Annotated in this window: 17 protein-coding genes and 2 riboswitches; of the genes, 6 read left to right on the top strand and 11 right to left on the bottom strand. The window is 65.2% G+C overall.

Annotation, left to right across the window (positions count from 1 at the left end):
- The first annotated feature begins 4 nt into the window (after nt 1-4).
- The 6 genes from nikB to OOZ48_RS03950 are packed head-to-tail and all read left to right on the top strand — an operon-like array spanning nt 5 to nt 6,317.
- Entirely contained in the window at nt 5-934 is a 930-nt protein-coding gene (gene nikB, locus OOZ48_RS03975; protein WP_269495901.1) for a nickel ABC transporter permease, read from the top strand.
- The gene (locus tag OOZ48_RS03970; RefSeq protein WP_269495899.1) at nt 931-1,842 is read left to right on the top strand and encodes an ABC transporter permease; all 912 of its coding nucleotides are present in this window, start codon (nt 931-933) and stop codon (nt 1,840-1,842) included. The genes nikB and OOZ48_RS03970 overlap by 4 nt, the downstream gene beginning before the upstream one ends.
- Nucleotides 1,839-2,834, top strand: coding sequence for an ABC transporter ATP-binding protein (locus OOZ48_RS03965; RefSeq protein ID WP_269495897.1), 996 nt, complete (start codon nt 1,839-1,841; stop codon nt 2,832-2,834). The genes OOZ48_RS03970 and OOZ48_RS03965 overlap by 4 nt, the downstream gene beginning before the upstream one ends.
- Nucleotides 2,801-3,820: an ABC transporter ATP-binding protein gene (locus OOZ48_RS03960; protein ID WP_269495895.1), complete on the top strand. Its 1,020-nt coding sequence runs from the start codon at nt 2,801-2,803 to the stop codon at nt 3,818-3,820. The genes OOZ48_RS03965 and OOZ48_RS03960 overlap by 34 nt, the downstream gene beginning before the upstream one ends.
- Complete coding sequence (locus tag OOZ48_RS03955) at nt 3,817-5,010, top strand: metal-dependent hydrolase family protein (RefSeq protein WP_269495893.1); 1,194 nt, start codon at nt 3,817-3,819, stop codon at nt 5,008-5,010. Before OOZ48_RS03960 ends, OOZ48_RS03955 begins: the two co-directional genes overlap by 4 nt.
- Nucleotides 5,011-5,021: 11 nt before the next feature.
- On the top strand, nt 5,022-6,317 hold the full coding sequence (locus OOZ48_RS03950; protein WP_269495891.1) for an amidase: 1,296 nt from the start codon (nt 5,022-5,024) through the stop codon (nt 6,315-6,317).
- 21 nt (nt 6,318-6,338) lie between these two features.
- On the opposite strand, the gene OOZ48_RS03945 is transcribed toward OOZ48_RS03950, so the two are convergent.
- The 11 genes from OOZ48_RS03945 to OOZ48_RS03895 all read right to left on the bottom strand — a co-directional run bounded on the left by OOZ48_RS03945 (nt 6,339) and on the right by OOZ48_RS03895 (nt 22,899).
- Nucleotides 6,339-6,905, bottom strand: a complete 567-nt coding sequence (locus OOZ48_RS03945) for a helix-turn-helix domain-containing protein (protein WP_269495889.1) — start codon at nt 6,903-6,905, stop codon at nt 6,339-6,341.
- 130 nt (nt 6,906-7,035) lie between these two features.
- The gene (locus OOZ48_RS03940) at nt 7,036-7,251 is read right to left on the bottom strand and encodes a tautomerase family protein (protein ID WP_269495887.1); all 216 of its coding nucleotides are present in this window, start codon (nt 7,249-7,251) and stop codon (nt 7,036-7,038) included.
- Between the two features lie 23 nt (nt 7,252-7,274).
- Nucleotides 7,275-10,157, bottom strand: coding sequence for an aminomethyl-transferring glycine dehydrogenase (gene gcvP / locus OOZ48_RS03935; RefSeq protein ID WP_269495885.1), 2,883 nt, complete (start codon nt 10,155-10,157; stop codon nt 7,275-7,277).
- Between the two features lie 34 nt (nt 10,158-10,191).
- The gene (gcvH, locus tag OOZ48_RS03930; protein WP_269495884.1) at nt 10,192-10,563 is read right to left on the bottom strand and encodes a glycine cleavage system protein GcvH; all 372 of its coding nucleotides are present in this window, start codon (nt 10,561-10,563) and stop codon (nt 10,192-10,194) included.
- A gap of 61 nt (nt 10,564-10,624) precedes the next feature.
- Nucleotides 10,625-11,713 (bottom strand): glycine cleavage system aminomethyltransferase GcvT, encoded by a 1,089-nt coding sequence (gene gcvT, locus OOZ48_RS03925; protein ID WP_269495883.1) that lies wholly within the window; start codon nt 11,711-11,713, stop codon nt 10,625-10,627.
- Between the two features lie 47 nt (nt 11,714-11,760).
- A riboswitch (glycine riboswitch) is annotated at nt 11,761-11,862 on the bottom strand.
- A gap of 17 nt (nt 11,863-11,879) precedes the next feature.
- A riboswitch (glycine riboswitch) is annotated at nt 11,880-11,968 on the bottom strand.
- A 58-nt stretch (nt 11,969-12,026) separates the two neighbouring features.
- Nucleotides 12,027-13,214, bottom strand: coding sequence for a CaiB/BaiF CoA transferase family protein (locus tag OOZ48_RS03920; RefSeq protein ID WP_269495881.1), 1,188 nt, complete (start codon nt 13,212-13,214; stop codon nt 12,027-12,029).
- A gap of 33 nt (nt 13,215-13,247) precedes the next feature.
- On the bottom strand, nt 13,248-14,525 hold the full coding sequence (locus tag OOZ48_RS03915) for an NAD(P)/FAD-dependent oxidoreductase (protein WP_442867519.1): 1,278 nt from the start codon (nt 14,523-14,525) through the stop codon (nt 13,248-13,250).
- Nucleotides 14,504-16,768 carry an arginine/lysine/ornithine decarboxylase gene (locus OOZ48_RS03910; RefSeq protein WP_269495879.1) on the bottom strand — a complete coding sequence of 755 codons (2,265 nt, stop codon included), beginning with the start codon at nt 16,766-16,768 and terminating at the stop codon, nt 14,504-14,506. Before OOZ48_RS03910 ends, OOZ48_RS03915 begins: the two co-directional genes overlap by 22 nt.
- Nucleotides 16,769-16,793: 25 nt before the next feature.
- The gene (dcd, locus tag OOZ48_RS03905) at nt 16,794-17,357 is read right to left on the bottom strand and encodes a dCTP deaminase (protein ID WP_269495878.1); all 564 of its coding nucleotides are present in this window, start codon (nt 17,355-17,357) and stop codon (nt 16,794-16,796) included.
- 62 nt (nt 17,358-17,419) lie between these two features.
- Nucleotides 17,420-21,076, bottom strand: coding sequence for a translocation/assembly module TamB domain-containing protein (locus OOZ48_RS03900; RefSeq protein ID WP_269495877.1), 3,657 nt, complete (start codon nt 21,074-21,076; stop codon nt 17,420-17,422).
- Complete coding sequence (locus tag OOZ48_RS03895) at nt 21,073-22,899, bottom strand: autotransporter assembly complex protein TamA (RefSeq protein WP_269495872.1); 1,827 nt, start codon at nt 22,897-22,899, stop codon at nt 21,073-21,075. The genes OOZ48_RS03900 and OOZ48_RS03895 overlap by 4 nt, the downstream gene beginning before the upstream one ends.
- Nucleotide 22,900 lies beyond the last annotated feature (1 nt).

The raw sequence follows: 22,900 nt of genomic DNA, 5'->3' as shown, positions 1-22,900 counted from the left end.
ACCTATGTTGATATACATTCTCAAGAGACTATATCAAGCCATTTTTGTCTTGCTAGGTGTCCTTTCCATCGTTTTTTTCCTGTTGCACCTATCCGGCGATCCAACTCAATTATTGTTACCCCTCGACGCCACCAGCGAGGAACGAGCAGCCTTCCGGGATCAAATGGGTTTCAACGACCCCTTGCTTTACCAGTACGCGAACTTCCTGCTCAACGTGGTCCAGGGCGATCTGGGCTATTCATATCGCCACAGCGAGCCAGCCATTGGCCTCGTTCTCGAGCGCATTCCCGCCACATTTGAACTGACGGTCGCCAGCCTCTTAATCGCCATAGGCGTCGCCATTCCTCTGGGAGTCGTCGCGGCTGTCAAACGGGGAACACTCATTGATTCCGTAGCGATGGGATTTTCTCTGCTCGGGCAGGCCACGCCAGTCTATTGGCTGGGGTTGCTCCTGATCCTGTTATTTTCCGTGAAGCTCGGCGTGCTGCCCACGGGTGGGCGAGACGGTTTCGAAACACTCATCCTGCCGGCTTTCACACTTGCCGTATTTTCCATGGCTCGTATCGCCCGGATCACGCGGTCGGGCATGCTGGATGTGCTCGGTCAAGATTACATCCGCACTGCGCGCGCCAAGGGCATTTCGGAATGGACCATTATCTCAAACTACGCTTTACGTAACGCGGCGATTCCGCTCGTGACCGTCATCGGCCTGGAATTTGGCGTGTTGCTGGGCGGGGCGGTCATTACGGAAACGATCTTTTCATGGCCAGGAGTCGGCCGATTTGCGATCGACTCCATCTTCGCTAGGGATTATCCCGTCGTACAAGCCATTGTCATGGTCTTGTCCGCGATTTTTGTGCTGGTCAATCTTGCGGTGGACATCCTCTACACCTACTTGGATCCACGCATACGGGAAGGGGGAGCTTTCAAATGACACGCCAGCCCGCTTCGGAGAAGACCTTGGCTTTCAGTTACCCAGGATTCTCACAGAGATTCCGCAAAACAATGTTGGGGCGGCTATTGCGCCGCAGCAATGGCGCCATCGGCCTTGCCATTGTTTTCACCATGGTGGCAATGGCGATTCTGTCGCCCATTTTGAGCCCTCTCGATCCAAACGCACAGAACCTCATGGCGCGGCTGAAGCCTCCTGTTTTCTCCGGCGGCACATGGACCCATGTCCTCGGCACCGATCAGCTTGGACGCGATATTCTCAGCCGCGTCATGCACGGCGCCCAGATTTCTCTTTTCATCGGCTTCGTCACGGCAGCCATCGCAGGGATTATTGGAACCACGGTAGGGCTGGTTGCAGGTTTCAGCGAGGGCGTCTTACGCACCGCCCTTATGCGGCTGGTCGATATCTTCCTTGCCATACCGTACATCCTGTTCGCCGTGGTGGTTGTGGGAGCCTTGGGTGCTGGAATCACGAACCTGATATTGGTTCTGGCCCTCACCCGTTGGGTGCAGTTTGCGCGGATTGTGTACGGGCAGACCCTTTCGGTGCGTGAAAAGGAGTATGTCGAGGCCGCGAGGGTGAGGGGAAACTCCTACTTGCGGATCTTGATCGCACACGTCCTGCCCAATGTCGCGACGCCCATTGTCGTCGTCATGACGCTGGAAGTCGCCTTCATGATCATCATGGAGTCGGCGCTTACATTTCTCGGGCTCGGTGTCGCGCCGGACACTGCAACCTGGGGCTGGATGCTGGCGGAAGGCAAGGATTACATGACGCTCGCCTGGTGGCTCACCGTGGTTCCAGGCCTGGCGATCATGCTGACGGTGCTCGGGATAAATCTGCTGGGCGACGCCCTGCGCGACACATTGGACCCGCGGCTCAAACTATGAAGACAATGAATCGTTCAAGCGAGTATCTCCTGCAGGTTGAGAACCTGACTGTAGAGTTTCGCACCGATGACGAAACCGTCAGGGTCGTGGATGGGGTCAGCTTTGCCATCCGGCGAGGCGAGATCCTCGGACTCGTGGGTGAATCGGGCAGCGGCAAGTCCGTTTCCTCCCTGGCCATCATGGGCCTGCTACCGCCCAGCATGGCGAAGATCACTGACGGCCATATTCTCTTTGATGGCCAGGATCTGCTGCGCATGCAGCCTTCAGAGATTCGTCGGATACGGGGCAACCGAATCGGCATGATCTTCCAGGAACCCTTGACCGCCCTGAACCCCGTATTCACCGTCGGCCACCAGATTATTACGGGGATTCGCGCCCACGAAGCCATCAGGTGGAACGACGCCCGCACACGCGCCATCGAGCTGCTTGGCCTGGTGGGTATAGCGGATCCATCGGTTGCCATCGACGCATACCCGTTCCAGATGAGCGGCGGCATGCGCCAACGAGTCCTTATTGCAATGGCGCTATCGTCAGATCCCGATCTTTTGATCGCCGATGAGCCGACAACCGCGCTAGACGTCACGATACAAGCGCAGATTCTCGACCTCCTGCGCAAGATCCGGGAAAAAACCGGAATCGCCATCCTGTTCATCACTCATGATCTTGCGGTCATATCGGAGCTGTGCGACAACGTTGCCGTCCTGTATGCGGGAGAGATACAGGAACGTGGTCCTGTCGACGAGATATTCTCCAAGCCACGTCATCCATATACCCAGGGGCTGCTGTCCTGTATTGCCGACCCCACAAGCAAACAACCTCTGATGCCCATTGAAGGCACGCCGCCCCTATTGTCCGAAGTGTCTGGCTGCAGGTTCTCGCCTCGCTGCCGGCATGCACTGGATGGCTGTCACGCAAAGCACCCGGAAATCCAATATCTAGAAAATGAGCAGGAGATAAGATGTCTATACTGGCAGGAAATCCTGAGGAACTGATCCGCATTACGAATCTAAAGAAGTCATTCAATGTGGTGCGCCGAAAAGGACTCGGGATAGAACACAAGAAGCTACATGCCGTCAATGACGTCTCATTTTCCATCAGCGCTTCCCAGAGTTTCGGCATCGTAGGAGAGTCCGGATCGGGGAAATCCACCCTGGGCCGCCTGATCTTCGGCCTCGAGCGGCCTACCGCCGGCACTATTCATTATGGAGGGATGGAAGTCAACGGGCTCTCCGAAGACGGACTGCATGCTTACTGGAGAGACATACAGATTGTCTTCCAGGACCCCTTCAGTTCCCTCAACCCACGGATGCGCATAGGCGATGCACTCTCCGAGCCGCTGAAGAATTTCCTCGGCATGGACCGCCACGCCCGCTCGGTACGGGCAGACGAATTACTCGACTTGGTAGGGCTGCCGAAAAGGACGATCAAGCACTACCCGCATGAACTGTCGGGCGGCCAGCGGCAGCGCGTCGCCATCGCCGCCGCCCTGGCTGTAAATCCAAAGATCATCATTGCGGACGAAGCGGTGTCGGCACTGGATGTCTCTGTTCAGGCGCAGATCATCAATCTGCTGTCCGATCTTCGTCGCCAACTTGGATTGACCTATATATTCGTTACGCATGACTTGAATCTATGCGCCTATTTCTGTGATCGTATTGCCGTCCTTTATCTCGGACAGATCATGGAAATATGCGAAGCCGATAAACTGCTTTCAGAACCCAGGCATCCTTATACGCAGGCCTTGATTTCGGCAATACCATCGGTCAATACAGAAAACCGGCGTGAGCGCACGATCCTGGGCGGGGAGATTCCTAGTCCGCTCGATCCCCCCACAGGATGCCCATTTCAGCCGCGCTGTCCCTACGCGATCCCACGCTGTAAAGAGCAGCGCCCAAGGCTAGAAGAGACCGGAGAATCGCATCTTGTCGCTTGCCACGTTGTAGCGGATGAGCTTAACTCCATTAAAGAAAGATCATGAAAGGTACTCTTAAAATCAATAATGTCACGGCATGGAACGGCGCCGATTCCCTCGTGTCATACGCCAGCCTCGGCATTCGCGACGGCCGTTTCACGGATCCCGAGGCTCTTCCTCAGGGAGTGCCCGAAATCGATGCGTCCAGCCTGACTATTCTGCCCGGACTGATCAACGCACATGTGCACTTCTGCCTCGACGGGACGGCGGGCAGTGTCTCCAATCTGATTGCCGAACCCCACATCACCACTGCTTACAAAGCATGTGCCGCCGCGCGCGCGACCTTGGAGGCCGGTACCACCACCGTCAGGGACGTAGGGTGTAACGGAGGCATCGGCATTTTCCTCAAACGGGCGATCCAGCACGGGTTGGTCGAAGGGCCGCGCATGATGGCCTCGGGCCCCTGCATCGTCATGACAGGGGGACACAATCGCTTCATCGGAACCGAGATCGATGGTGTGGACGAGGCCCGCAAAGCGGCGCGAAGGAACTTGAAGATGGGGGCCGACTTGATCAAGGTGGTCGCTACCGGCGGCGTGATCACGCCCATGGTCGAGCCCGAGCACGTGCAATTGAGTATGGAAGAAATGCGTGCCGCTGTGGATGAGGCGCACAATTGCGGTCGCCGGGCGGCATCTCACGCTCAAGGAAAACAAGGTATCCATAACTCCCTCAAGGCGGGGGTCGACACAATAGAACACGGCATCTATCTGTCTCCGGACCTCATTGATGAAATGCTCAAAGCCAAGACGGCGCTGGTGCCAACGCTGACACCCATGCGCCGTATTCTTGATGCGGACGCAAGGGCCGGAATCCCCGAATACGCCATCCAAAAAATGCGTCGAGTCTCTCGGCAATGGGTGGACAGTTTTGCGGCAGCCGCAGCCGCCGGTGTGCCGATTGTCGCGGGTACGGATGCGGGCACGCCCGGCAACCCGCACGGATCGGTCGCCGTCGAGATCAAATTCATGGTGGAGGCGGGCATTGCCCCCCTTATCGCTCTGCGTAGCGCCACCACGGCCGCGGCCGAGGCGATCGGCATGGCAGAGGAAGTCGGACGGATAGCGAATGGGCTATGGGCAGACCTCGTCTTTATAAAAGGAAACCCGTTGCTGGACATCAATGCGCTTGATCATCTGTGCGGCGTCATGAAAGGCGGCGAATTCGTCTGGTTCGATAAAGCACGCCAATTCTGAGGATGGAAAAAATGTCGGTTCTGAATACAATGTCCGCCACCGAGGCCGCGGCAGCAATTGCAGCTCGCGAAATCTCCTCGGTGGAGCTTGTCGAGGCATGCCTGACACAAATTGAAAAGCGCGAGCCGATCGTCGGCGCGTGGGTATGCTTCGATCGAGAGCAAGCACTACGGGCCGCGCGTGAATGCGATGCCACCCCCCCCAAGGGTCTGCTGCATGGCATCCCCATCGGCATAAAAGACAATATCGACACCCGGAACTTCCCTACAGAGTATGGGTCTCGAATCTACTCGGGACATCAGCCGCAGCGTGATGCGGCTTGCATAGGGCTCGCGACGCGCGCCGGCGGAATCATCATGGGCAAGACGGTGACTACCGAGTTTGCCATGTTCGAGCCAAATAAAACGGCCAACCCACTCAACCCATCCCACACACCAGGCGGCTCATCAAGCGGCTCCGCCGCGGCAGTGGCCGATTTCCAGGTGCCTATTGCCCTCGCCACTCAGTCGGCGGGCTCCATCATTCGGCCATCCGCTTATTGTGGAGTCATCGGCTACAAGCCGTCTTTAAATACATTTGCCCCTGATGGCATCAAACCCATCGGAGCCTCCCTTGATACGCTGGGGGCGATCACGCGAACTATCGATGATCATTTGCTCATGTGGAGCGTCTTGCAGGGCATGCAGTCCGTACAGGCGCCACCCGTTCCCGCCCGCCTCCGCGTCGGTATGTGTCGAACGCCATTCTGGCATCAAGCCGCACCCGAACAGCGCACAGCCCTCGAGCGGGCTGGAGCACGGCTGTCGCGGGAAAATATCGAGGTGGAGGAGGTGGAGTTACCCGCCTGGTTCGATTCTCTGAACGACCTGCATGGACAGGTGATGGCCTACGAAGTCGCTCGGAACCATGCTTTTGAATTTGATGCGGCAAGGCGCGATCTGCTTGGAATGCGCACCCGCAGCCAATTTGAGCTGGGTTGGAAATTACTGCCGGAAGATTACCTGAAGGCACGAGCAGTTCTGCATCGAGCCCGTAACGAGTTTGATGTTTTCTGCAAGGACTTCCATGTAATGATGGTGCCAGCCGCTCCAGGGGAAGCCCCTTTGATTCAGAGCACCGGAGACCCAATATTCAACAGCATCTGGACGCTGCTCGGCGTGCCCGCCCTTACACTGCCAGTCGGGTTGGGGAAAAATGGCCTGCCTGTCGCCGTTCAGTTCGTCTCCGGCATGGATACCGATCTATTTTTACTCGCAGCCTGCCGAAAAATGGAAGCTCTGTTCAAAGAAAAAATGGATTGTTCATAGAATCTGAGGCCACCCTTTCACCTAAGCGCGAAGAGTGACAACCAGCGCCTCAGCCGGCTTCTTGCCAACAGAGCGGAAACGATGCGGGTATTCAGAATTAAAGTGGATCGAATCACCGCTATTCAATCTGAATATCCTATCGCCTATCTTGATTTCAACAACACCCCGCACGATGAAAATAAATTCCTCTCCTTCATGAGGCATGATCGCATCCTCCTGCGGAAACTCCATGGGAGGTAAAGCGATGAAAGGCGCTAGCGCCCACTCGTTGCTGGAACTTCCAAGTATCTGGTAGCGTATCTCGCCAAGGCCATCACCCTCCTCTCCGGGAATCCGTATGAACCTGCGCTCTGATTTCCGCACGATAGTAATGTCGTCAGGCTCATTGATCCGCTCGTCCACAAGATCGGCGACGCTCAAGCCATACGCGGAAGCGAGCCTCAAAATTATTGATATGGACGGTTGGCTCAAGCCGCGTTCCAGCTTTGACAGATAGCTTTTCGTCACCCCTGTCATTTGACTAAGCGCATCCAGCGACAAGCGATTCTTTTTCCGGAGCATCTTGAGCCGGAATGGCAAGGCATTCATGTCAGTCTGTCCAAGTATGTGCGCCCCGCTTCATCCCGCAAGGCGAGGCCATATTGTATGGGCTGTACGCCCGCAACCAGTCTGAGCGAGTTAGCCCTGCATCAGCGTAACGTGTCGGTCGGCACGCGCATCAGTCCGATGCGCCGGCCTCGCGCCGGCGCAGCTCGGTGACGGTTTCGCCCGCAACCCCCCAGCTGTCGGTGTCGATTTCCTCGATCACGACAAAGGTCTGCTGGGGTTTCTTGTCCAGCACATCCACCATCAGCTGCGTAGCGCCCTCGATGAGGCGGCGCTTTTGTTCGGCGGTGGCACCCTCGCGCGTGATCTTGATGCTGATGTAGGGCATGGCAGCTTCCTTGCGGGTGGGGTTCAGGCCGGCTCGGCCTGGGCCTCGGCGTATTCCGAGATCGGCGGGCAGGCGCAGGCGAGGTTGCGGTCGCCCCAGGCATTGTCCACGCGCGAGACCGGCGGCCAGTACTTGCGCTGGGCGAGGCCCGGCACCGGATAGGCGGCCTGCTCGCGCGTGTAGGGATGGGTCCAGTCGGCGGCCAGCAGCGTTTGCGCGGTATGGGGCGCATTGCACAACAGGTTGTCCTCGGCGCCGTGCTGGCCGCTTTCCACCAAGGCGATCTCGGCGCGGATGGCGATCATCGCCTCGACGAAGCGGTCCAGTTCGGCCAGGCCCTCGGATTCGGTCGGCTCGACCATCAGGGTGCCGGCCACGGGGAAGCTCATGGTCGGCGCATGGAAGCCGTAGTCCATCAGGCGCTTGGCGATGTCCTCGGCGCCGACGCCGCTGGCCTCCTTGATGGGCCGGATGTCGAGGATGCACTCGTGCGCCACCCGGCCGTTGGGGCCGGCATACAGGATGGGATAGTGCGGCGCCAGGCGGCTGGCCAGGTAGTTGGCGTTCAGGATCGCAACCTGGGTGGCGCGCCGCAGGCCCTCGGCGCCCATCATCGCGATGTACATGTACGAGATCGGCAGGATGCTGGCCGAGCCGTAGGGCGCCGCCGACACCGGACCGGACTGTCCGGCGGGCAGGCGGCCGTCGGGACCGACCATCCCCGGCAGGTAGGGCGCCAGATGCGAGCGCACGGCCACGGGGCCTACGCCCGGTCCGCCGCCCCCATGAGGGATGCAGAAGGTCTTGTGCAGATTGAGGTGCGAGACGTCCGAGCCGAAGCGCCCGGGACGCGCCACGCCCACCATCGCGTTCATATTGGCGCCGTCCAGGTAGACCTGGCCGCCCGCGTCATGCACCAGCGCGCAGATCTCGGTCACCGTGGTCTCGAAGACGCCGTGGGTGGACGGATAGGTGATCATCAGGGCCGCGAGCCGGTCGCCGACCTGGGCGATGCGCGCGCGCAGGTCGTCCATGTCGATGTTGCCATTGTCGTCCGACGCCACCACCACCACGTCCATGCCCGCCAGGTGCGCGGAAGCCGGATTGGTGCCGTGGGCCGACGCCGGAATCAGGCAGACGTTGCGCTGGAATTCACCGTTGGCGTGGTGATAGCCGCGGATGGCCAGCAGGCCGGCGTATTCGCCCTGGGCGCCGGAGTTCGGCTGCAGGCTGATCGAATCGTAGCCGGTGATCTCGCACAGGGCGGACGACAGGCGCTCGATCAGTTCCTGGTAGCCCTGGGCCTGACCCGCGGGCGCAAAAGGATGCATGTCGCCGAATTCCGGCCAGGTGATGGGGATCATCTCGGCCGTGGCGTTGAGTTTCATCGTGCATGAACCCAGGGGGATCATGGTGCGATCCAGGGCGAGATCCTTGTCGGCCAGCTCGCGCAGGTAGCGCAGCATGTCGGTCTCGGAGCGGATGCGCGAGAAGGCCGGATGCGAGAGGATGGGGCCGGCGCGCCGGCAAGCCGCCGGGACGCCGTCGCCGGCGGACGTGAAATCGGGTGCGACGCGGGCCAGGCCCAGACCTTCGGCCAGCACGCCGACCAGAACCTCCAGGTCTTCGGCCACCACGGTTTCGTCCAGCGAGACCGCCACGCTGGCGTCGTCGACGATGCGCAGATTGATGCCGCCGGCCACCGCCGAGTCCAGCACCGCCTGGGTGCGTTCGCCGGTGCGCAGGTGCAGGGTGTCGAAGAAGCTGTCGTTGAGTACCGTCGCGCCCATGGCGCGCAGGGCGGTATTCAGCCGCGCCGTGTGCGCCGCCACGCGGCGCGCGATGCGTGCGATGCCTTCGGGGCCGTGCCACACGGCGTACATGGCCGCCATGACGGCCAGCAGCACCTGAGCGGTGCAGATGTTGGAAGTGGCCTTTTCGCGGCGGATGTGCTGCTCGCGCGTCTGCAGGGCCAGGCGCAGCGCCGGGCGGCCTGCCGCGTCCTGCGACACCCCGACCAGGCGTCCCGGCAGGTTGCGCTTGTAGGCGTCCTTGCAGGCCATGAACCCGGCATGCGGGCCGCCGTAGCCCATCGGCACGCCGAAGCGCTGGGCCGTGCCGACGGCGATGTCGGCCCCCCACTCGCCCGGCGGCGCCAGCAGCGCCAGAGCCAGCAGGTCCGTCGCCACGGCCACGATGGCGCCCATGTCATGGGCCTTGTCGGCGAGCGCGCGATAGTCGGCGATGCCGCCCAGGCTATGCGGATACTGCAGCAGCACGCCGAAGCATTCGGGCAGCCCTTCGGCCTCGTCGCCCACGATGAGTTCGATGTCCAGTCCGGCGGCACGGGTGCGCACCACCTCGAGGGTTTGCGGATGGACATGGCACGACACGAAGAAGGCCTGGGTCTTGGCGCGCGACACCCGCCGCGCCAAGGTCATGGCCTCGGCCGCCGCCGTGCCCTCGTCGAGCAGCGAGGCATTGGCGATGTCCAGGCCGGCGAGGTCCGCCACCATGGTCTGGAAGGTCAGCAGCGCCTCGAGCCGGCCCTGGGAGATCTCGGGCTGGTAGGGGGTGTATGCCGTGTACCAGGCCGGATTTTCCAGGATGTTGCGCAGGATCACGTGCGGTACGTAGGTGCCGTAGTAGCCCTGGCCGATGTAGCTGCGCAGCACCTGGTTGCGCCCGGCGACGGCCCTGAGCTCGGCCAGTGCCTCGACCTCGCCGCGAGGACCCGGCAGGTCGAGGTACGGCGCCTCGGACAGGATGCTGGCCGGCACCACCTCGCGCACGAGAGCCTCGAGGTCGGTCACGCCGATGGCCTCGAGCATCAGGCGCTGATCGTCCTCGGCAGGCCCGATGTGGCGGGGGATGAATTCGGAATGCGTGTCGGTGTCGCGCAACATGTAAGACCTCTGGGCTACGGTTCGGAAAGACGGATCAGGCCTGTGCCTCGTAGGCGGCCGCATCCAGCAGGCCGTCGACGTCGGCGGCGTTGTCGGGACGGATCTTGAAGATCCACTGGTCGTAGGCCGCCTCATTGATCAGGCCGGGCTGGTCGTTGAGGGCCTCGTTGAAGGCCACGATTTCGCCCGCAACGGGCGCGTAGATGTCGGAGGCGGCCTTGACCGACTCGACGACGGCCGCGGTGTCGCCGGCGGCAAGCCGGGCGCCCACCTGCACATCACCGACGAACACGAGGTCGCCGAGCTGGTCCTGCGCATCGTCGGTGATGCCGACCAGGAAGACGTCGCCCTCGGCTTTGACCCATTCGTGCGAGGAAGTGTATTTGCGATCGGAAGGAATGGACATGATGTACCCCGTAGTGGATTGGTGCTGGTTAGGGATGGAGCGTGTTGTCGGTTGGCGGAAGTCAGACCAGGGCCTGGCCATTGCGCACGAACGGCGGCCGCACCACCTCGGCGGGCAGCCACTTGCCGCGGATTTCAACCTCGACGCGGTCGCCGGGCTGCGCGCCCGCGGGTACCCGCGCCAAGCCTATGGATACTCCCATGGTGGGCGACATGCTGCCACTGGTGATTTCACCGTCTCCGGCGGCGGTGCGGACCTTCATGTGGCCCCGCATGATGCCGCGCTCGAGGAGCTTCAGCCCGACCAGGTCGAGGGCGCCATCGGCCGCCTCGAGGGCCGCGCGGCCCACGAAATCACGGCCGGCATCCTTGAACGAGACCGTCCAGGCCAGGCCGGATTCCAGGGGATGCACGGTCTCGTCCATGTCCTGACCGTACAGGTTCATGCCGGCCTCCAGGCGCAGCGTGTCGCGCGCGCCCAGGCCGCAGGGTTGCACGCCGGCGGCCAGCAGGGCGTTCCAGAAGGCCTCGACGCCGGAATCGGGCAGCACCACCTCGAAGCCATCCTCGCCGGTATAGCCGGTGCGCGCCACCAGGGTGCTCTCGTCGATGCGCGTGCCGATGAAGGGCTTGAGTTCCTCGGTCGCCGCCCGCCACTCGGGGCGCACGCGCCAGACGATCTCGCGGGCCTGGGGGCCCTGGACGGCCAGCATGGCCAGGTCGCGGCGCGGCGCCAGCACCACGTCGGCATCCCAGGCGGCCGCCTGCTCGCGCATCCAGGCCAAGTCCTTGTCGGCCGTGCCGGCATTGACCACCAGCCGCCAGTTGTCGGCGGCGAAGAAATACACCAGGAGGTCGTCGATCACGCCGCCGTCGGGACGCAGCATGCAGCTGTACAGGGCCTTGCCCGGCTGGCCGGCGATGCGCGCAACGTCGTTGGCCAGCAGGCGGCGCAGGAAATCCAGTGCGCCCGGGCCGGTGACGTCGATGTTCAGCATGTGCGACACGTCGAAGACCCCGGCGGCGCGGCGCACGGCGTGGTGTTCGTCGAGCTGGGAACGGTAGGCCAGCGGCATGTCCCAACCGCCGAAATCGACCATTTTGGCGCCCAGGGCGACGTGGGCAGCGTGCAAGGGGGTGTGCGAAGGCATGGGGACTCCGGAAAAGGAAATGGAACAGGGCGGCACGAAAATGCCGGCAGCGCCCTTCTGTCCTTTTGCCTGAGAGTTGCCCCGCGCAATGGGGGTTCACCTTCGGCGCCCGCGTCCCGAATGGCGCGAGTCTCTCCAGAATGCTGCGATGCACGCCCTGGCGAACATCATGCGGATGGTACGGGGGCCTGAGCGATTCTGGGCGAATTGCGCCTTCGGCGGCCGGCGAAGCCGGCGCTCTCCCACCCGCATCGGGTGACAGCAAACGCTAAGCATACCCTGAAACCGGGCCTTGCAACAATCGGTGGGCCGGCTAGATCAGCCCGCGCGCACGCCAGGCGCTGCGGGTGCGGGCGTCCACGCCCAGACCTTCGAGCACCTCGTCCGTATGCTGGCCCAGGGCCGGTGCCCGGCTGTCGATGCCGCCGGGCGTGGCCGAGAGCTTGGGCACGATGCCGGGCACCTGGCACGGCGTGCCGTCGGGCAGGACATCGTCCAGGATCATGCCGCGCGCCCGGTAGTGCGGGTCGGCGGCGATGTCGGCAATGTCGTAGATCCTGCCGACAGGGACCTCGCCGGCGTTCAGGGCCTCCAGGACGTCCTCCAGGTCGCGGGTGGCCGTCCACCGGCCGATCGCCTCGTCGATGCGGGCCACCTGGGCCACGCGGCCGGCATTGTTCCCCAGGGCCGGGTCGTCCGCCATGTCGGGACGCCCGATCACCCGCATCAGGCGCTTGAAGATGCTGTCGCCGTTGCCCGCCACCAGCACGTACTTGCCGTCCCTGCACGGGTAGGCATTGCTCGGGGCGATGCCGGGCAGGCTGCTGCCCGCCGCTTGGCGGACTTCGCCGAACACGGCGTATTCCGGCAGCAGGCTCTCCATCATGTTGAAGACGGATTCGTACAAGGCCACGTCCACGACCTGGCCCACGCCATCCCGGTCCCGGGCCCGCAAAGCCATCAGCACGCCGATCACGCCATGCAGGGCCGCCAGCGAATCGCCGATCGAGATCCCCACCCGCACCGGCGTGCGTCCGGGTTCGCCGCTGAGGTGGCGCAGGCCGCCCATGGCCTCGGCCACCACGCCGAAGCCGGGCCGGTCGCAATAGGGTCCGGTCTGCCCGTAGCCGGACACGCGCAGCATGACCAGCCGCGGATTGACCTGCCGCAGGTCCTCCCAGCCCAGCCCCCAGCCCTCCAGCGTGCCCGGCTTGAAATTCTCGACGATCACGTCGACCTCGGCCGCGAGGCGGCGCACCAGCGCCTGGATCTCCGGATCGCGCAAGTCCAGGGTGACCGATTGCTTGTTGCGCGACTGCACCTGCCACCACACCGAGGTGCCCTCGTGCAACAGGCGCCAGCCCCGCAGGGGATCGCCCCGGCCGGGGGGTTCGATCTTGATCACCTCGGCGCCGAAATCGCCCAGCATCTTGGCCGCGAAGGGACCGGCGATCAGCTGTCCCATCTCGAGTACGCGTATCCCGGACAAGGGCTTGCTCATGTGCTTCCTCCATTCCATTGCCGGCGCGCCGGCTCAGGCCGCCGCCAGCGCGCGCCCGCAGGCCATGCCGGAGGCCCAGGCCCACTGGAAGTTGTATCCGCCCAGCCAGCCCGTGACATCCACCGCCTCGCCCACCACGTACAGGCCGGGACGCCGCCGCGCCTGCAGGCTGCGCTGGTCCAGTTCGTCGGTGTCCACGCCACCGCTCATCACCTCGGCCTTCTTGTAGCCCGCGGTGCCCGTGGGCCGCAAGCGCCAGTCATGGATGCGCGCCGCCAGGTTGCGCAGGTCGCGGTCGCTGGCGTCGGCCACACGGCGTTCCCCCAGGCCCTCGGCCTGCGCCAGCCAGCATTCGGCCAGCCGGCGCGGCCAAGCCTGCGCCAGCACCGTCGCCAGGCGTTGGCGGCCGCCGTGCTTGTGCCGCAGCAGATGGTCGGCCATGGGCTCGTGCGGCGACAGGTCCACGGCAAGGGCCTCGCCCGGGCGCCAATAGCTGGAGATCTGCAGCACCGCCGGCCCCGACAGGCCGCGATGCGTGAACAGCAGGTCCTCGACGAAGCCGGGCGCGGCATGGCGCCCGCGGCGGCGCCCAGCCGGCGATGCGGGGGTGTCCTCCGGGTCCGCAGCCTCGCGGGCCACGCGCATGCCCACCTCCAGGGCCACGCCCGCCAAGGCGGCGAAAGGCCGCCACTGCTGCGCGTCGAAGACCAGCGGCACCAGCGCGGGCCGGGGCTCGACGATCCGCAGGCCGAACTGGCGCGCGACGGACAGGGAAAAGTCGGTCGCACCCATCTGGGGGATCGCCATGCCGCCGGTGGCCAGCACCAGCTGCCGCGCGCGCAGGCGGCCTTGCGCGGTGTCCAGGACATAGTCCCCGTCCTCGAAGGCGACGGCACGCACCGCGCACGGCATGCGCCAGTGGACCCCGCCCGCATCGCACTCGCGGCGCAGCACCTCGATGATGGACTCGCTGGAATCGTCGCAGAACAGCTGCCCGCGGTGCTTTTCGTGCCAGCGCACGCCGTGGCGCTCGATCAGCTCGATGAAATCGCGCGGGGTGTAGGCGCGCAAGGCCGAGCGGCAGAAATCCGGATTGCGTGACAGGAAATTGGCGGGCGTGGTGCCGATATTGGTGAAATTGCAGCGCCCGCCGCCCGAGATGCGGATCTTTTCAGCGAGGCGCGCGGCGTGGTCGAGCAACGCCACCCGCAGGCCGCGCTGCGCCGCCACGCCGGCCGCCATCATGCCGGCGGCGCCGGCGCCGATCACGGCCGCGTCATAGACGGCCGTCACTCGGCCTCGCGAATGCAATCCACGTAATAGTGCCGCCGGCCCTGCTCGTCGAGCGAATAGGCCAGGCCGTGCACGTCGGTCTCGAAGCCCGGAAAGCGCGTATTGAAGTCCTGGGTGAACTTCAGGTAATCCACGATGTCGCGGTTGAAGCGTTCGCCCGGGATCAGCAGCGGGATGCCCGGCGGATAGGGCGTGAGCAGCACGCCGGTGACGCGCCCCTCGAGGTCCTCGACGGCCACGCGCTCGACCTCGCGGTGGGCCATGCGCGCATAGGCATCGGCCGGGCGCATCGCGGGCACCATGTCGCTGAGATAGACACGCGTGGTCAGGCGCGCGAAATCATAATAGCGATACGCCTCGTGGATCTGCTGACACAGGTCGCGCAGGCCCATGCGCTCGTAGCGCTTGTGCGAGCGGCTGAACTCGGGCAGCACGCGCCACAGCGGCTGGTTGCGGTCATAGTCGTCCTTGAACTGCTGCAGCGCCGTCAGCAGCGTGTTCCAGCGCCCCTTGGTGATGCCGATCGTGAACAGGATGAAAAAGGAATACAGGCCGGTCTTTTCGACGACCACGCCGTGCTCGACGAGATAGCGCGAGACCAGCGCGGCCGGTATGCCGCTGTCGGCGAAGGTGCCCGAGATGTCCAGCCCCGGCGTGATCACCGTGGCCTTGATCGGGTCCAGCATGTTGAAGCCCTCGGCGAGGTCGCCGAAACCGTGCCACTCGTCGCCCGAGGCCAGCAGCCAGTCCTCGCGGTTGCCGATGCCCTCGGCCACGAGGCGGTTGGGGCCCCAGACCTTGAACCACCAGTCGTTCTTGCCGAACTCGGACTCGACCTTGCGCATGGCGCGGCGAAAGTCCAGGGCCTCGCGGATGCTTTCCTCGACCAGCGCCGTGCCGCCGGGCGGCTCCATCATGGCGGCGGCCACATCGCAGGACGCGATGATCGCGTACTGGGGCGAGGTGGACGTGTGCATCAGGAAGGCTTCGTTGAACAGGTTGCGGTCCAGCGCGCGCGCCTCGGAATCCTGCACCACGATCTGCGAGGCCTGCGACAGGCCGGCAAGCAGCTTGTGCGTGGAGTGCGTGGCAAAGATCATGGATTCCTTGCTGCGCGGGCGGTCGGGGCCGATGGCGTGCATGTCCTCGTAGAACTCGTGGAACGCCGCATGCGGCAGCCAGGCCTCGTCGAAATGCAGGGTGTCGATCTCGGAGCCGAGCGTTTCCTTGATCATCTCTACATTGTAGATCACACCATCGTAGGTGCTCTGCGTCAGCGACAGGATGCGCGGGCGCTTGTTCGCCGCCTCGCGGGCAAAGGGATTGGCCTCGATCTTGCGCCGGATGTTCTCGGGGTCGAACTCCTCGAGGGGGATGGGGCCGATGATGCCCAGGTGGTTGCGCGTCGGGCGCAGGAACACCGGGATCGCGCCGGTCATGGTGATCGCATGCAGGATGGACTTGTGGCAGTTGCGGTCGACCACCACCACGTCGCCCGCGGCCACGTTGGCATGCCAGACGATCTTGTTCGAGGTCGAGGTGCCGTTGGTGACGAAGAAGCAATGGTCCGCATGAAAGATGCGCGCCGCATTGCGCTCGGACTCGGCCACCGGACCGGTGTGGTCCAGCAACTGGCCCAGCTCGTCGACCGCGTTGCAGACGTCGGCGCGCAGCATGTTCTCGCCGAAGAACTGGTGGAACATCTGGCCGACCGGGCTCTTGAGGAAGGCGACACCGCCCGAGTGCCCGGGGCAGTGCCACGAGTACGAGCCGTCCGAGGCGTACTCCAGCAGTTCGCGAAAGAACGGCGGCGGCAGGCTGTCGAGGTAGGCGCGCGCCTCGCGAATGATGTGGCGCGCCACGAACTCGGGCGTATCCTCGAACATGTGGATGAAGCCGTGCAGCTCGCGCAGGATGTCGTTGGGGATGTGCTGCGAGGTGCGCGTCTCGCCGTACAGGTAGATGGGGATGTCCTCATTGCGGAAACGCAGCTCGCCGATGAAGGCGCGCAGGTTCTTGATCGCGTTGGCGACGTCCTCCGGCGAATCCTCGTCAAATTCCTCGTCGTCGATCGACAGGATGAAGGCGCTGGCGCGGCTTTGCTGCTGTGCAAAAGAGCTGAGGTCACCATAGCTGGTGACCCCCAGGACCTCCACCCCCTCGGCCTCGATCGCCGCCGCCAGCGCCCGGATGCCGAAGCCCGAGGCGTTCTCGGAACGATAGTCTTCGTCGATGATGACGATGGGAAAGCGAAATTTCATTGCGATTCACCCTGGGCCGGCGGCCCTAAGTGCGGGGCAGTGTGACCCCTTGTTGTCCCTGGTACTTGCCGCCCCGGTCGGCGTAAGAGGTCTCGCAGACCTCGTCGCTTTCGAAGAACAGCATCTGGGCGCAGCCCTCGCCGGCGTATATTTTGGCCGGCAGAGGCGTGGTGTTGGAAAATTCGAGCGTCACGTGGCCCTCCCATTCGGGTTCGAGCGGCGTGACATTGACGATGATGCCGCAGCGCGCATAGGTGCTCTTGCCCAGGCAGACCGTCAGCACGCTGCGCGGGATGCGGAAATATTCCACGGTGCGCGCCAAGGCGAAGGAATTGGGCGGGATGATGCACACTTCGCCCTGGAAATCGACGAAGGATTTTTCGTCGAAGGCCTTGGGATCGACGATGGTCGAATTGATGTTGGTGAAGATCTTGAACTCGTCCGCGCAGCGCACGTCGTAACCATAGCTGCTGGTGCCGTAGCTGACGATGCGCCGCCCATCGACCGCGCGCACCTGCCCCGGCTCGAACGGGGCGATCATGCCCGCACGCGCCGCCTCCCGGATCCAGCGATCATTCTTGATGCTCATGGCCACCTCTGTATTCGCGTTGCGGTATTTTATGCGTTTTACCCGTGGAAGGTCCCGCGCCCTCAATCCATCGAGAACCAGCGATGGACCAGGGCGAGGCCGGTGACGGTGCCGACGGTCAGTTCGGCACGCAGGCCTCTCATCAGGCGATAGCTCAGGCGCGCCACCGTGCCGGTTTCCGAGAGCGCCTGCTCGAGGCTGGCGCGCAGGTCCTTGGCGATCGTCTTGCCGGCCACGATGAAACGCCGCTCGATGTCGCTGGCGCTGCTGTTGTCCTGGCTGCTGACGACGCTGTCGATGGGCAGGATGCTGCCGGTGCTGCCCAGTTCGCCGGAGCGCATGCTCAGTTCGTCCAGGCCGAAGCGCTGGTAGAAGGGCTCGCCGTTGGACAGGAAGGAGCTGCCGACCGAGAACAGCAAGGCCATGTCGCCGCCGCCCTCGTCGGGCCCGTGGCCCAGCAGCAGCCAGGTGAGTTTCTCGGTTTCGCTGACGTCCGGATAGGATACCAGGTCGATGCGCGGGCGGCGGGCGGTGCCGGCCACGCGCACGCCGGCCTGCACCGCCGCATCGGTGCGCAGGGCCTCGATGCCGATGACGGGATTGGTGATGTCGCCCTGGAACGTCACCCGACCCCCGCGCAGCTGCAGGTGCTGGCCATAGGCGTCCAGGGATCCGCCACGGGTGCGCAGCTCGCCGATGGCGGTCAGCTTGCCCGCCACCATGCGCAGGCGCAGGTCGCCCACGAGGCCGGAATTCACCCCGTAGCCGGTGAGGTAAAAGCGCGGCCCCAGGTCCACGGTCAGGTCCAGGTCGATGTCCAGGGGCGGCGGCGGATCGTCCGGCACGCTGTTCTGGCCGGGCGCGAGGATCACCACGTCGCCGTCGAGGGACGGGATGTTGCTGAGCATGTCCAGGTCGAACCAGCCGGCATCGGCTTCCACCCGGCCGCGGATGCCGAGTTTCGGCAGCACGCTGTCGATGCGCAGGCTGCCGGTGATCATGGCGTAGCGGTCCGAGCGCTGCAGGATGGGATAGCGGTGGAACACGATGTCCAGGCCGCCGCCCTGCTCGAACAAATTCCATTCGCCCGACAGCGTGAGCGATCCGTTCTGCGCGTCGGGCTCCTCGGCGATCCAGGTGGCCGTGCGCCACTCCTTGGGCGTGACGCGGCGCACGGCCGGGAAGCGCAAACCGTCCAGACGCACGCGCTCGCCCTCGAAATGGGCCTGCAGAGTGCCTTCCAGCAGCCGCACGCCCTGGTCCACGCTCAGCAGGCTGATGTCCTCGCCCCGCAGGGGACCGCTGAAGCTCCAGCGCCCGTCTGGCCGGCTGCGGCCCTGGATATCGGCATGGATCGTGCCGCCCACCTCCAGGCCGCCGTCCAGGAACAGGTTGATCCAGGCCAGGTCCTCGGACACGGCCTCGACGTGCACGGTCTTGGTGTCTTCCGGCCGGATGCCCAGGCCGCCGCCCGGCAGTGCATGCAAGGGGCTGCCCGCCCGCACCCGCATCGATCCCATGCGGGCGGTGGCCACCTGCAGGTCGGCCTCGACCTGGCTCAGGCCCGCTGCGCGGCGGCGGATCGAGACGTCCAGCGCCGCCTCGCGCAGGCCCAGCTCGATCGGCACGTCGCCCGGCACCACCAGGTCGCCGCCGATACGCGCCAGGTGGATCTCGCCCGACAAGGTATCGTCGTAGGACAACGACCAATCCAGGCGCGCGTCCAGCCGGCTCTTGCGCGCCTGCTCGGACAATGGGGTGTTCACTCCCCCTTCCTCGACGCCGCCCCGGCCCAGCCATTCCTGCAATGTCTTGATGCGCTCCGGCGTCACCACCAGCGGATCGATGCGGCCGCTGGTCTTCCAGCGGTGACCGGAACCGCTGGAGGTGCCATGATCCAGCCGCAGCAGCGTCTCGCCGTCGAGGCCGACCGCGATGCGCGCCGCGCCGACCTTCCAAGCCCAGGCGGGGACGGCGGGCGCCGGCGCATCGGCGGGCGAGGCGGCGTCAGCGGGTTCGGCGGGCGCCGGGACCGCGGCCGCCTGCGCGTCGGCCGGCCCTGCGGGGGCATCCAGTTCCAGGGACACCGGCGTCTCGCTGCGCAGGGACAGCCCGGCATGCCCGGCCTCCAGGGTCTCGAGCGTGCCGCGCCAGCCTCTGCCCTGCGTCCAGCCTCCGTCCAGGCGCAGCCGGGCCTCCACGGGGGCGTGCCCCAGGACGTCCTCCTTCATGTCCTCGGGTGTGTAGCCGCCCTCGAGCGCCAGGCTCTGCTGCGCGAGGCTGCCCTGCAGGATCGCATGCAACCGGGCGCCGCCCGGCAGGCCCGGCCACATGGCATTCAGCGCCGGCGCTTGCGCCTGCAGGTCCAGGTCGGTGCGCCCGGCACCGACCTCGCCGCGGGCACGCACGCGGTTCGGGCCCAGGGTGACGTCGACGTCCAGTCCGGACACCACCAAGGCGGCCGGATCGAACGCGGCCGCCGCCTGCGGGTCGAACAGCGGACCGCTGCCCATGCCCACCCGTTCCACGGCGACCGTCCCGGACAAGGCCTGGCCGTTCCAGCGGCTCGCGGGATCGAAGACCGTCTTCAGGGACAGATTGCGCACCGCATGGGCGGCATCCAGGCCGATGCGAGCCTCGCCCTGCACGCTCAGCCGGCTGGCCCCCAGGTCCGCGGGCAGCCACGGCTGCAGGTCGAGTTCACGCAAGGCGATCCGCACGTCCAGGGCCAGCGGCTCACCCGGCGCCGGGGCCGAGTCCGGCTGTGGCTCGATCCGCAGCGTCGCCCCCGATCCGTCCGGCAGACTGGCGGCCAGGTGGGCGCGCGCCAGTGGGAACACCCGATCGGGAAAGACATCCCCCCCGGCGTCCAGCGTCAAGCCCTCGCCCGTGGCACCCAGCGCAACGGTGAGGCTATCGAGCGACCCGGCCGCATGCAGCGTCATGTCGACCCGGCATGGCGGTGCATCGGCTGCGGGCTCGGGGGCCGGGGCGCCGGCATCCGCGGCGGCCGAAGCGGAGGCCGGCGCCGCGGGCTGTCCCAGGTACTGCCGCAGGCACAGGGGGGAGCCCTCGCTGCGATCCTGGGCAAAACCCTGCAAGTCCAGGACGAACGGCCACGGCGAGGCGAGGCCGTTGAGCGCCAGGCGTCCATCGATCGACAGCAGCATGCGCCCCCACGCGGCGTGCAGATGGTTCAGGCGCACGCTCGCGGCATGGCGGTCCAGCGTCGCGGCGGTCGAGACCGACAGCAACTCGACCGGGGGCGCCTCACCGTTGATCTGCAAGCCCAGGCCGCCCAGGGCCAGCCGGTCCAGCCGCACGTCGACCGGCAGGGCCGGCATCCGGAAAGGCTCGGCGGACGGCGGCTCGTCGCCGGGGACTGGATGCAACGCCACGTCGACCCGCACCGCCGACAGATCATCGACGTGCAGCCGGCGCTCGAGCAACTCCGGCCACAAGACCTTCAGGTGCAGGCCCACGACGCGCACGTCGGCATCCGGCAGCGCCAGCGACAGGCCTTCGACGTAGGCGCCATCGCGCAAGGTGCCGTGCACGCCTTGTGCCGCACCGTCGAGCTGCGCGGCCACGGTGCGCAGCAGCCAGCGCGTGCCCGGCTCGCTGGCGGCGCACCAGTACGCGAAACCCAGCAGGAGCAGCATCACCGTCACCAGCAAGGGCAAGACCCACAAACCGAAGAACCGCAGGATCGCCCTCAAAACGCAATCCCCAGTGAAAAATGCAGCCGCAGCCGGCGATCCTTGTCCGACCAGGCCAGATCCACGTAAAACGGCCCGGCCGGCGTGCGCACCGCCAGGCCCGTGCCATAGCCGATGTGCCAGTCCATGCTGGAGAACGAGGGCGCCGCATCGCCGGCGTCCACGAAAACGCTGGCGCCCAACAGGTCGGTGAAGTAATGGACGTATTCGACGCTGGCCACCGCCAGGGTCGGCGCGCCGATGATGGCATCGCCGCTTTCGATGCCGATGCTCTGGTAGCGATAGCCGCGGATGGTGCGCGAGCCGCCGGTGCGAAACGAGAAATCCTGCGGCAGCCTGTCGGTGTCCGACCAGACCTTGCCGACTTCGCCCCGCAGCGTCAGGACGTCATGCTGGCCCATGGGCCACCAGCCCTGGGCGCGCAGGCTCGTCCGGTAAAAGGGCTTCCAATCGTCCAGCGTCGTGCCGGCGCCCAGGCCGAACTCGACCAGGTTGCCTTCGCGCGGCTCGTACTTGGCATCCACGTCGCGTCGCAGCCACTTCCAGTTCAGCGCCCAGCTGGGCACCTCGTAGTTCTCGCCGCCCGAAATCCGCGTCTTGTCGTGCGTCACCAGCGCGCCGAGCTGCGTCTCGTACTCGACACGGCTGTTGCCCGCCGCCCGGCGTTTCTGGGTGCGGGTCCACCCGAGGCCCGCACGGCTGTTCTCCTGGCCCTCGATGTCCGTATGCTCGTAGAGGACGCCGAAACTGTCGTGATAGCCGGCCAGGGTCGGCGGCAGGTGCACGTCGAAGAACGCACGCTGGCGCTTGGGATCGATACCCGCACCGGTTTCTATCCAGACGGGCTGGCCAAAGACGATGTTCTGGCGATACAGGCCCTCGACGCGCACGCCGTGGTCGCTATCGACCCCGATGGAGCTGCTGACGCGCCGGGCGGGCCCCTCGGTCACCCGGACATGCACCGGCAGTTCCACGGGCTCGTCGCCGGCGGGCTGCGGGCCGGCGGCCCCCGCGGCGGCATCGCCCTGCGGCGCTGCATCGGCCGCCGCAGGCTCATCAAGCGTCACGAAAGCCCCCCGGAAGAAGGTCGTCGACTGCAAGGCCTCCTGCCACGCATCGAGCAGATCCTGGTCATAGGGATCGCCCGGATCATAGCGGACGTAGCGTGCGATCAGGGATTCGGGCACCCGCTTGAGGCCCTCGACCCGCAAGGGACCCATGCGCACCGGCGGGCCGCTGTCGACGTCGACCTCCAGATCCGCGGCGGCGGCCTGCGGATCGACGGTCGCCCGGGTACGCGCATAGCGGGCGAAATAGAATTCCTTGCGGGCGACCTCATCGAGCAGCGCCGCCTTTGCCGAGTTCCACTCGCTGTTGATGAAGGGCATGCCCGACCGCAACGGCCAGGCTTCGCGCAGCTCGGTGCGGCGGCCTTCATAGGCCGCGCCGGAAATCGCGCCGGTGAAATTCAGGCCCAGCAGCCGCACCGTCGAGCGCTCGCCCGGCTCGATGGCGATATCCCAGAACTCCCCGCCGCCCGGCGCGCCGTCGCTGGCATCCAGCGTCACCACCGGCGAGAAATATCCCTGGGTCTGCAAGGCGGCCCGCGCCGCCTCCCAGGCCCGCCGCCGCAACCGGGACACCTCGCGGATGTCCTGGTCCTCGGCCAGCCGCGTGATCGCGCCCACTGCCAGGGTAATTTCTTGCAACACCTCGGGCGGCGCGCCGCCCGGATCGATGATGACCTCGGGTTGGGCGGCATGCGCCGCGCCCTGCAGCCCGAGCACGCCGCAAAAGCAGAGCCCTCCGATCCCGCGGCGCATC

The sequence above is a fragment of the Castellaniella sp. S9 genome, from assembly GCF_027257175.1.
Lineage (GTDB): Bacteria > Pseudomonadota > Gammaproteobacteria > Burkholderiales > Burkholderiaceae_B > Castellaniella.
Note: the sequence above shows the minus strand (reverse complement) of the source record. Positions and strands in the feature narration are given on the sequence as shown.

Excerpts from the sequence above, each read along its gene's own strand:
- nikB (WP_269495901.1), top strand. The coding sequence starts at position 5 with ATGTTGATATACATTCTCAAGAGACTATATCAAGCCATTTTTGTCTTG.
- OOZ48_RS03970 (WP_269495899.1), top strand. The coding sequence starts at position 931 with ATGACACGCCAGCCCGCTTCGGAGAAGACCTTGGCTTTCAGTTACCCA.
- OOZ48_RS03965 (WP_269495897.1), top strand. The coding sequence starts at position 1,839 with ATGAAGACAATGAATCGTTCAAGCGAGTATCTCCTGCAGGTTGAGAAC.
- OOZ48_RS03960 (WP_269495895.1), top strand. The coding sequence starts at position 2,801 with ATGTCTATACTGGCAGGAAATCCTGAGGAACTGATCCGCATTACGAAT.
- OOZ48_RS03955 (WP_269495893.1), top strand. The coding sequence starts at position 3,817 with ATGAAAGGTACTCTTAAAATCAATAATGTCACGGCATGGAACGGCGCC.
- OOZ48_RS03950 (WP_269495891.1), top strand. The coding sequence starts at position 5,022 with ATGTCGGTTCTGAATACAATGTCCGCCACCGAGGCCGCGGCAGCAATT.
- OOZ48_RS03945 (WP_269495889.1), bottom strand. The coding sequence starts at position 6,905 with ATGAATGCCTTGCCATTCCGGCTCAAGATGCTCCGGAAAAAGAATCGC.
- OOZ48_RS03940 (WP_269495887.1), bottom strand. The coding sequence starts at position 7,251 with ATGCCCTACATCAGCATCAAGATCACGCGCGAGGGTGCCACCGCCGAA.
- gcvP (WP_269495885.1), bottom strand. The coding sequence starts at position 10,157 with ATGTTGCGCGACACCGACACGCATTCCGAATTCATCCCCCGCCACATC.
- gcvH (WP_269495884.1), bottom strand. The coding sequence starts at position 10,563 with ATGTCCATTCCTTCCGATCGCAAATACACTTCCTCGCACGAATGGGTC.
- gcvT (WP_269495883.1), bottom strand. The coding sequence starts at position 11,713 with ATGCCTTCGCACACCCCCTTGCACGCTGCCCACGTCGCCCTGGGCGCC.
- OOZ48_RS03920 (WP_269495881.1), bottom strand. The coding sequence starts at position 13,214 with ATGAGCAAGCCCTTGTCCGGGATACGCGTACTCGAGATGGGACAGCTG.
- OOZ48_RS03910 (WP_269495879.1), bottom strand. The coding sequence starts at position 16,768 with ATGAAATTTCGCTTTCCCATCGTCATCATCGACGAAGACTATCGTTCC.
- dcd (WP_269495878.1), bottom strand. The coding sequence starts at position 17,357 with ATGAGCATCAAGAATGATCGCTGGATCCGGGAGGCGGCGCGTGCGGGC.
- OOZ48_RS03895 (WP_269495872.1), bottom strand. The coding sequence starts at position 22,899 with ATGCGCCGCGGGATCGGAGGGCTCTGCTTTTGCGGCGTGCTCGGGCTG.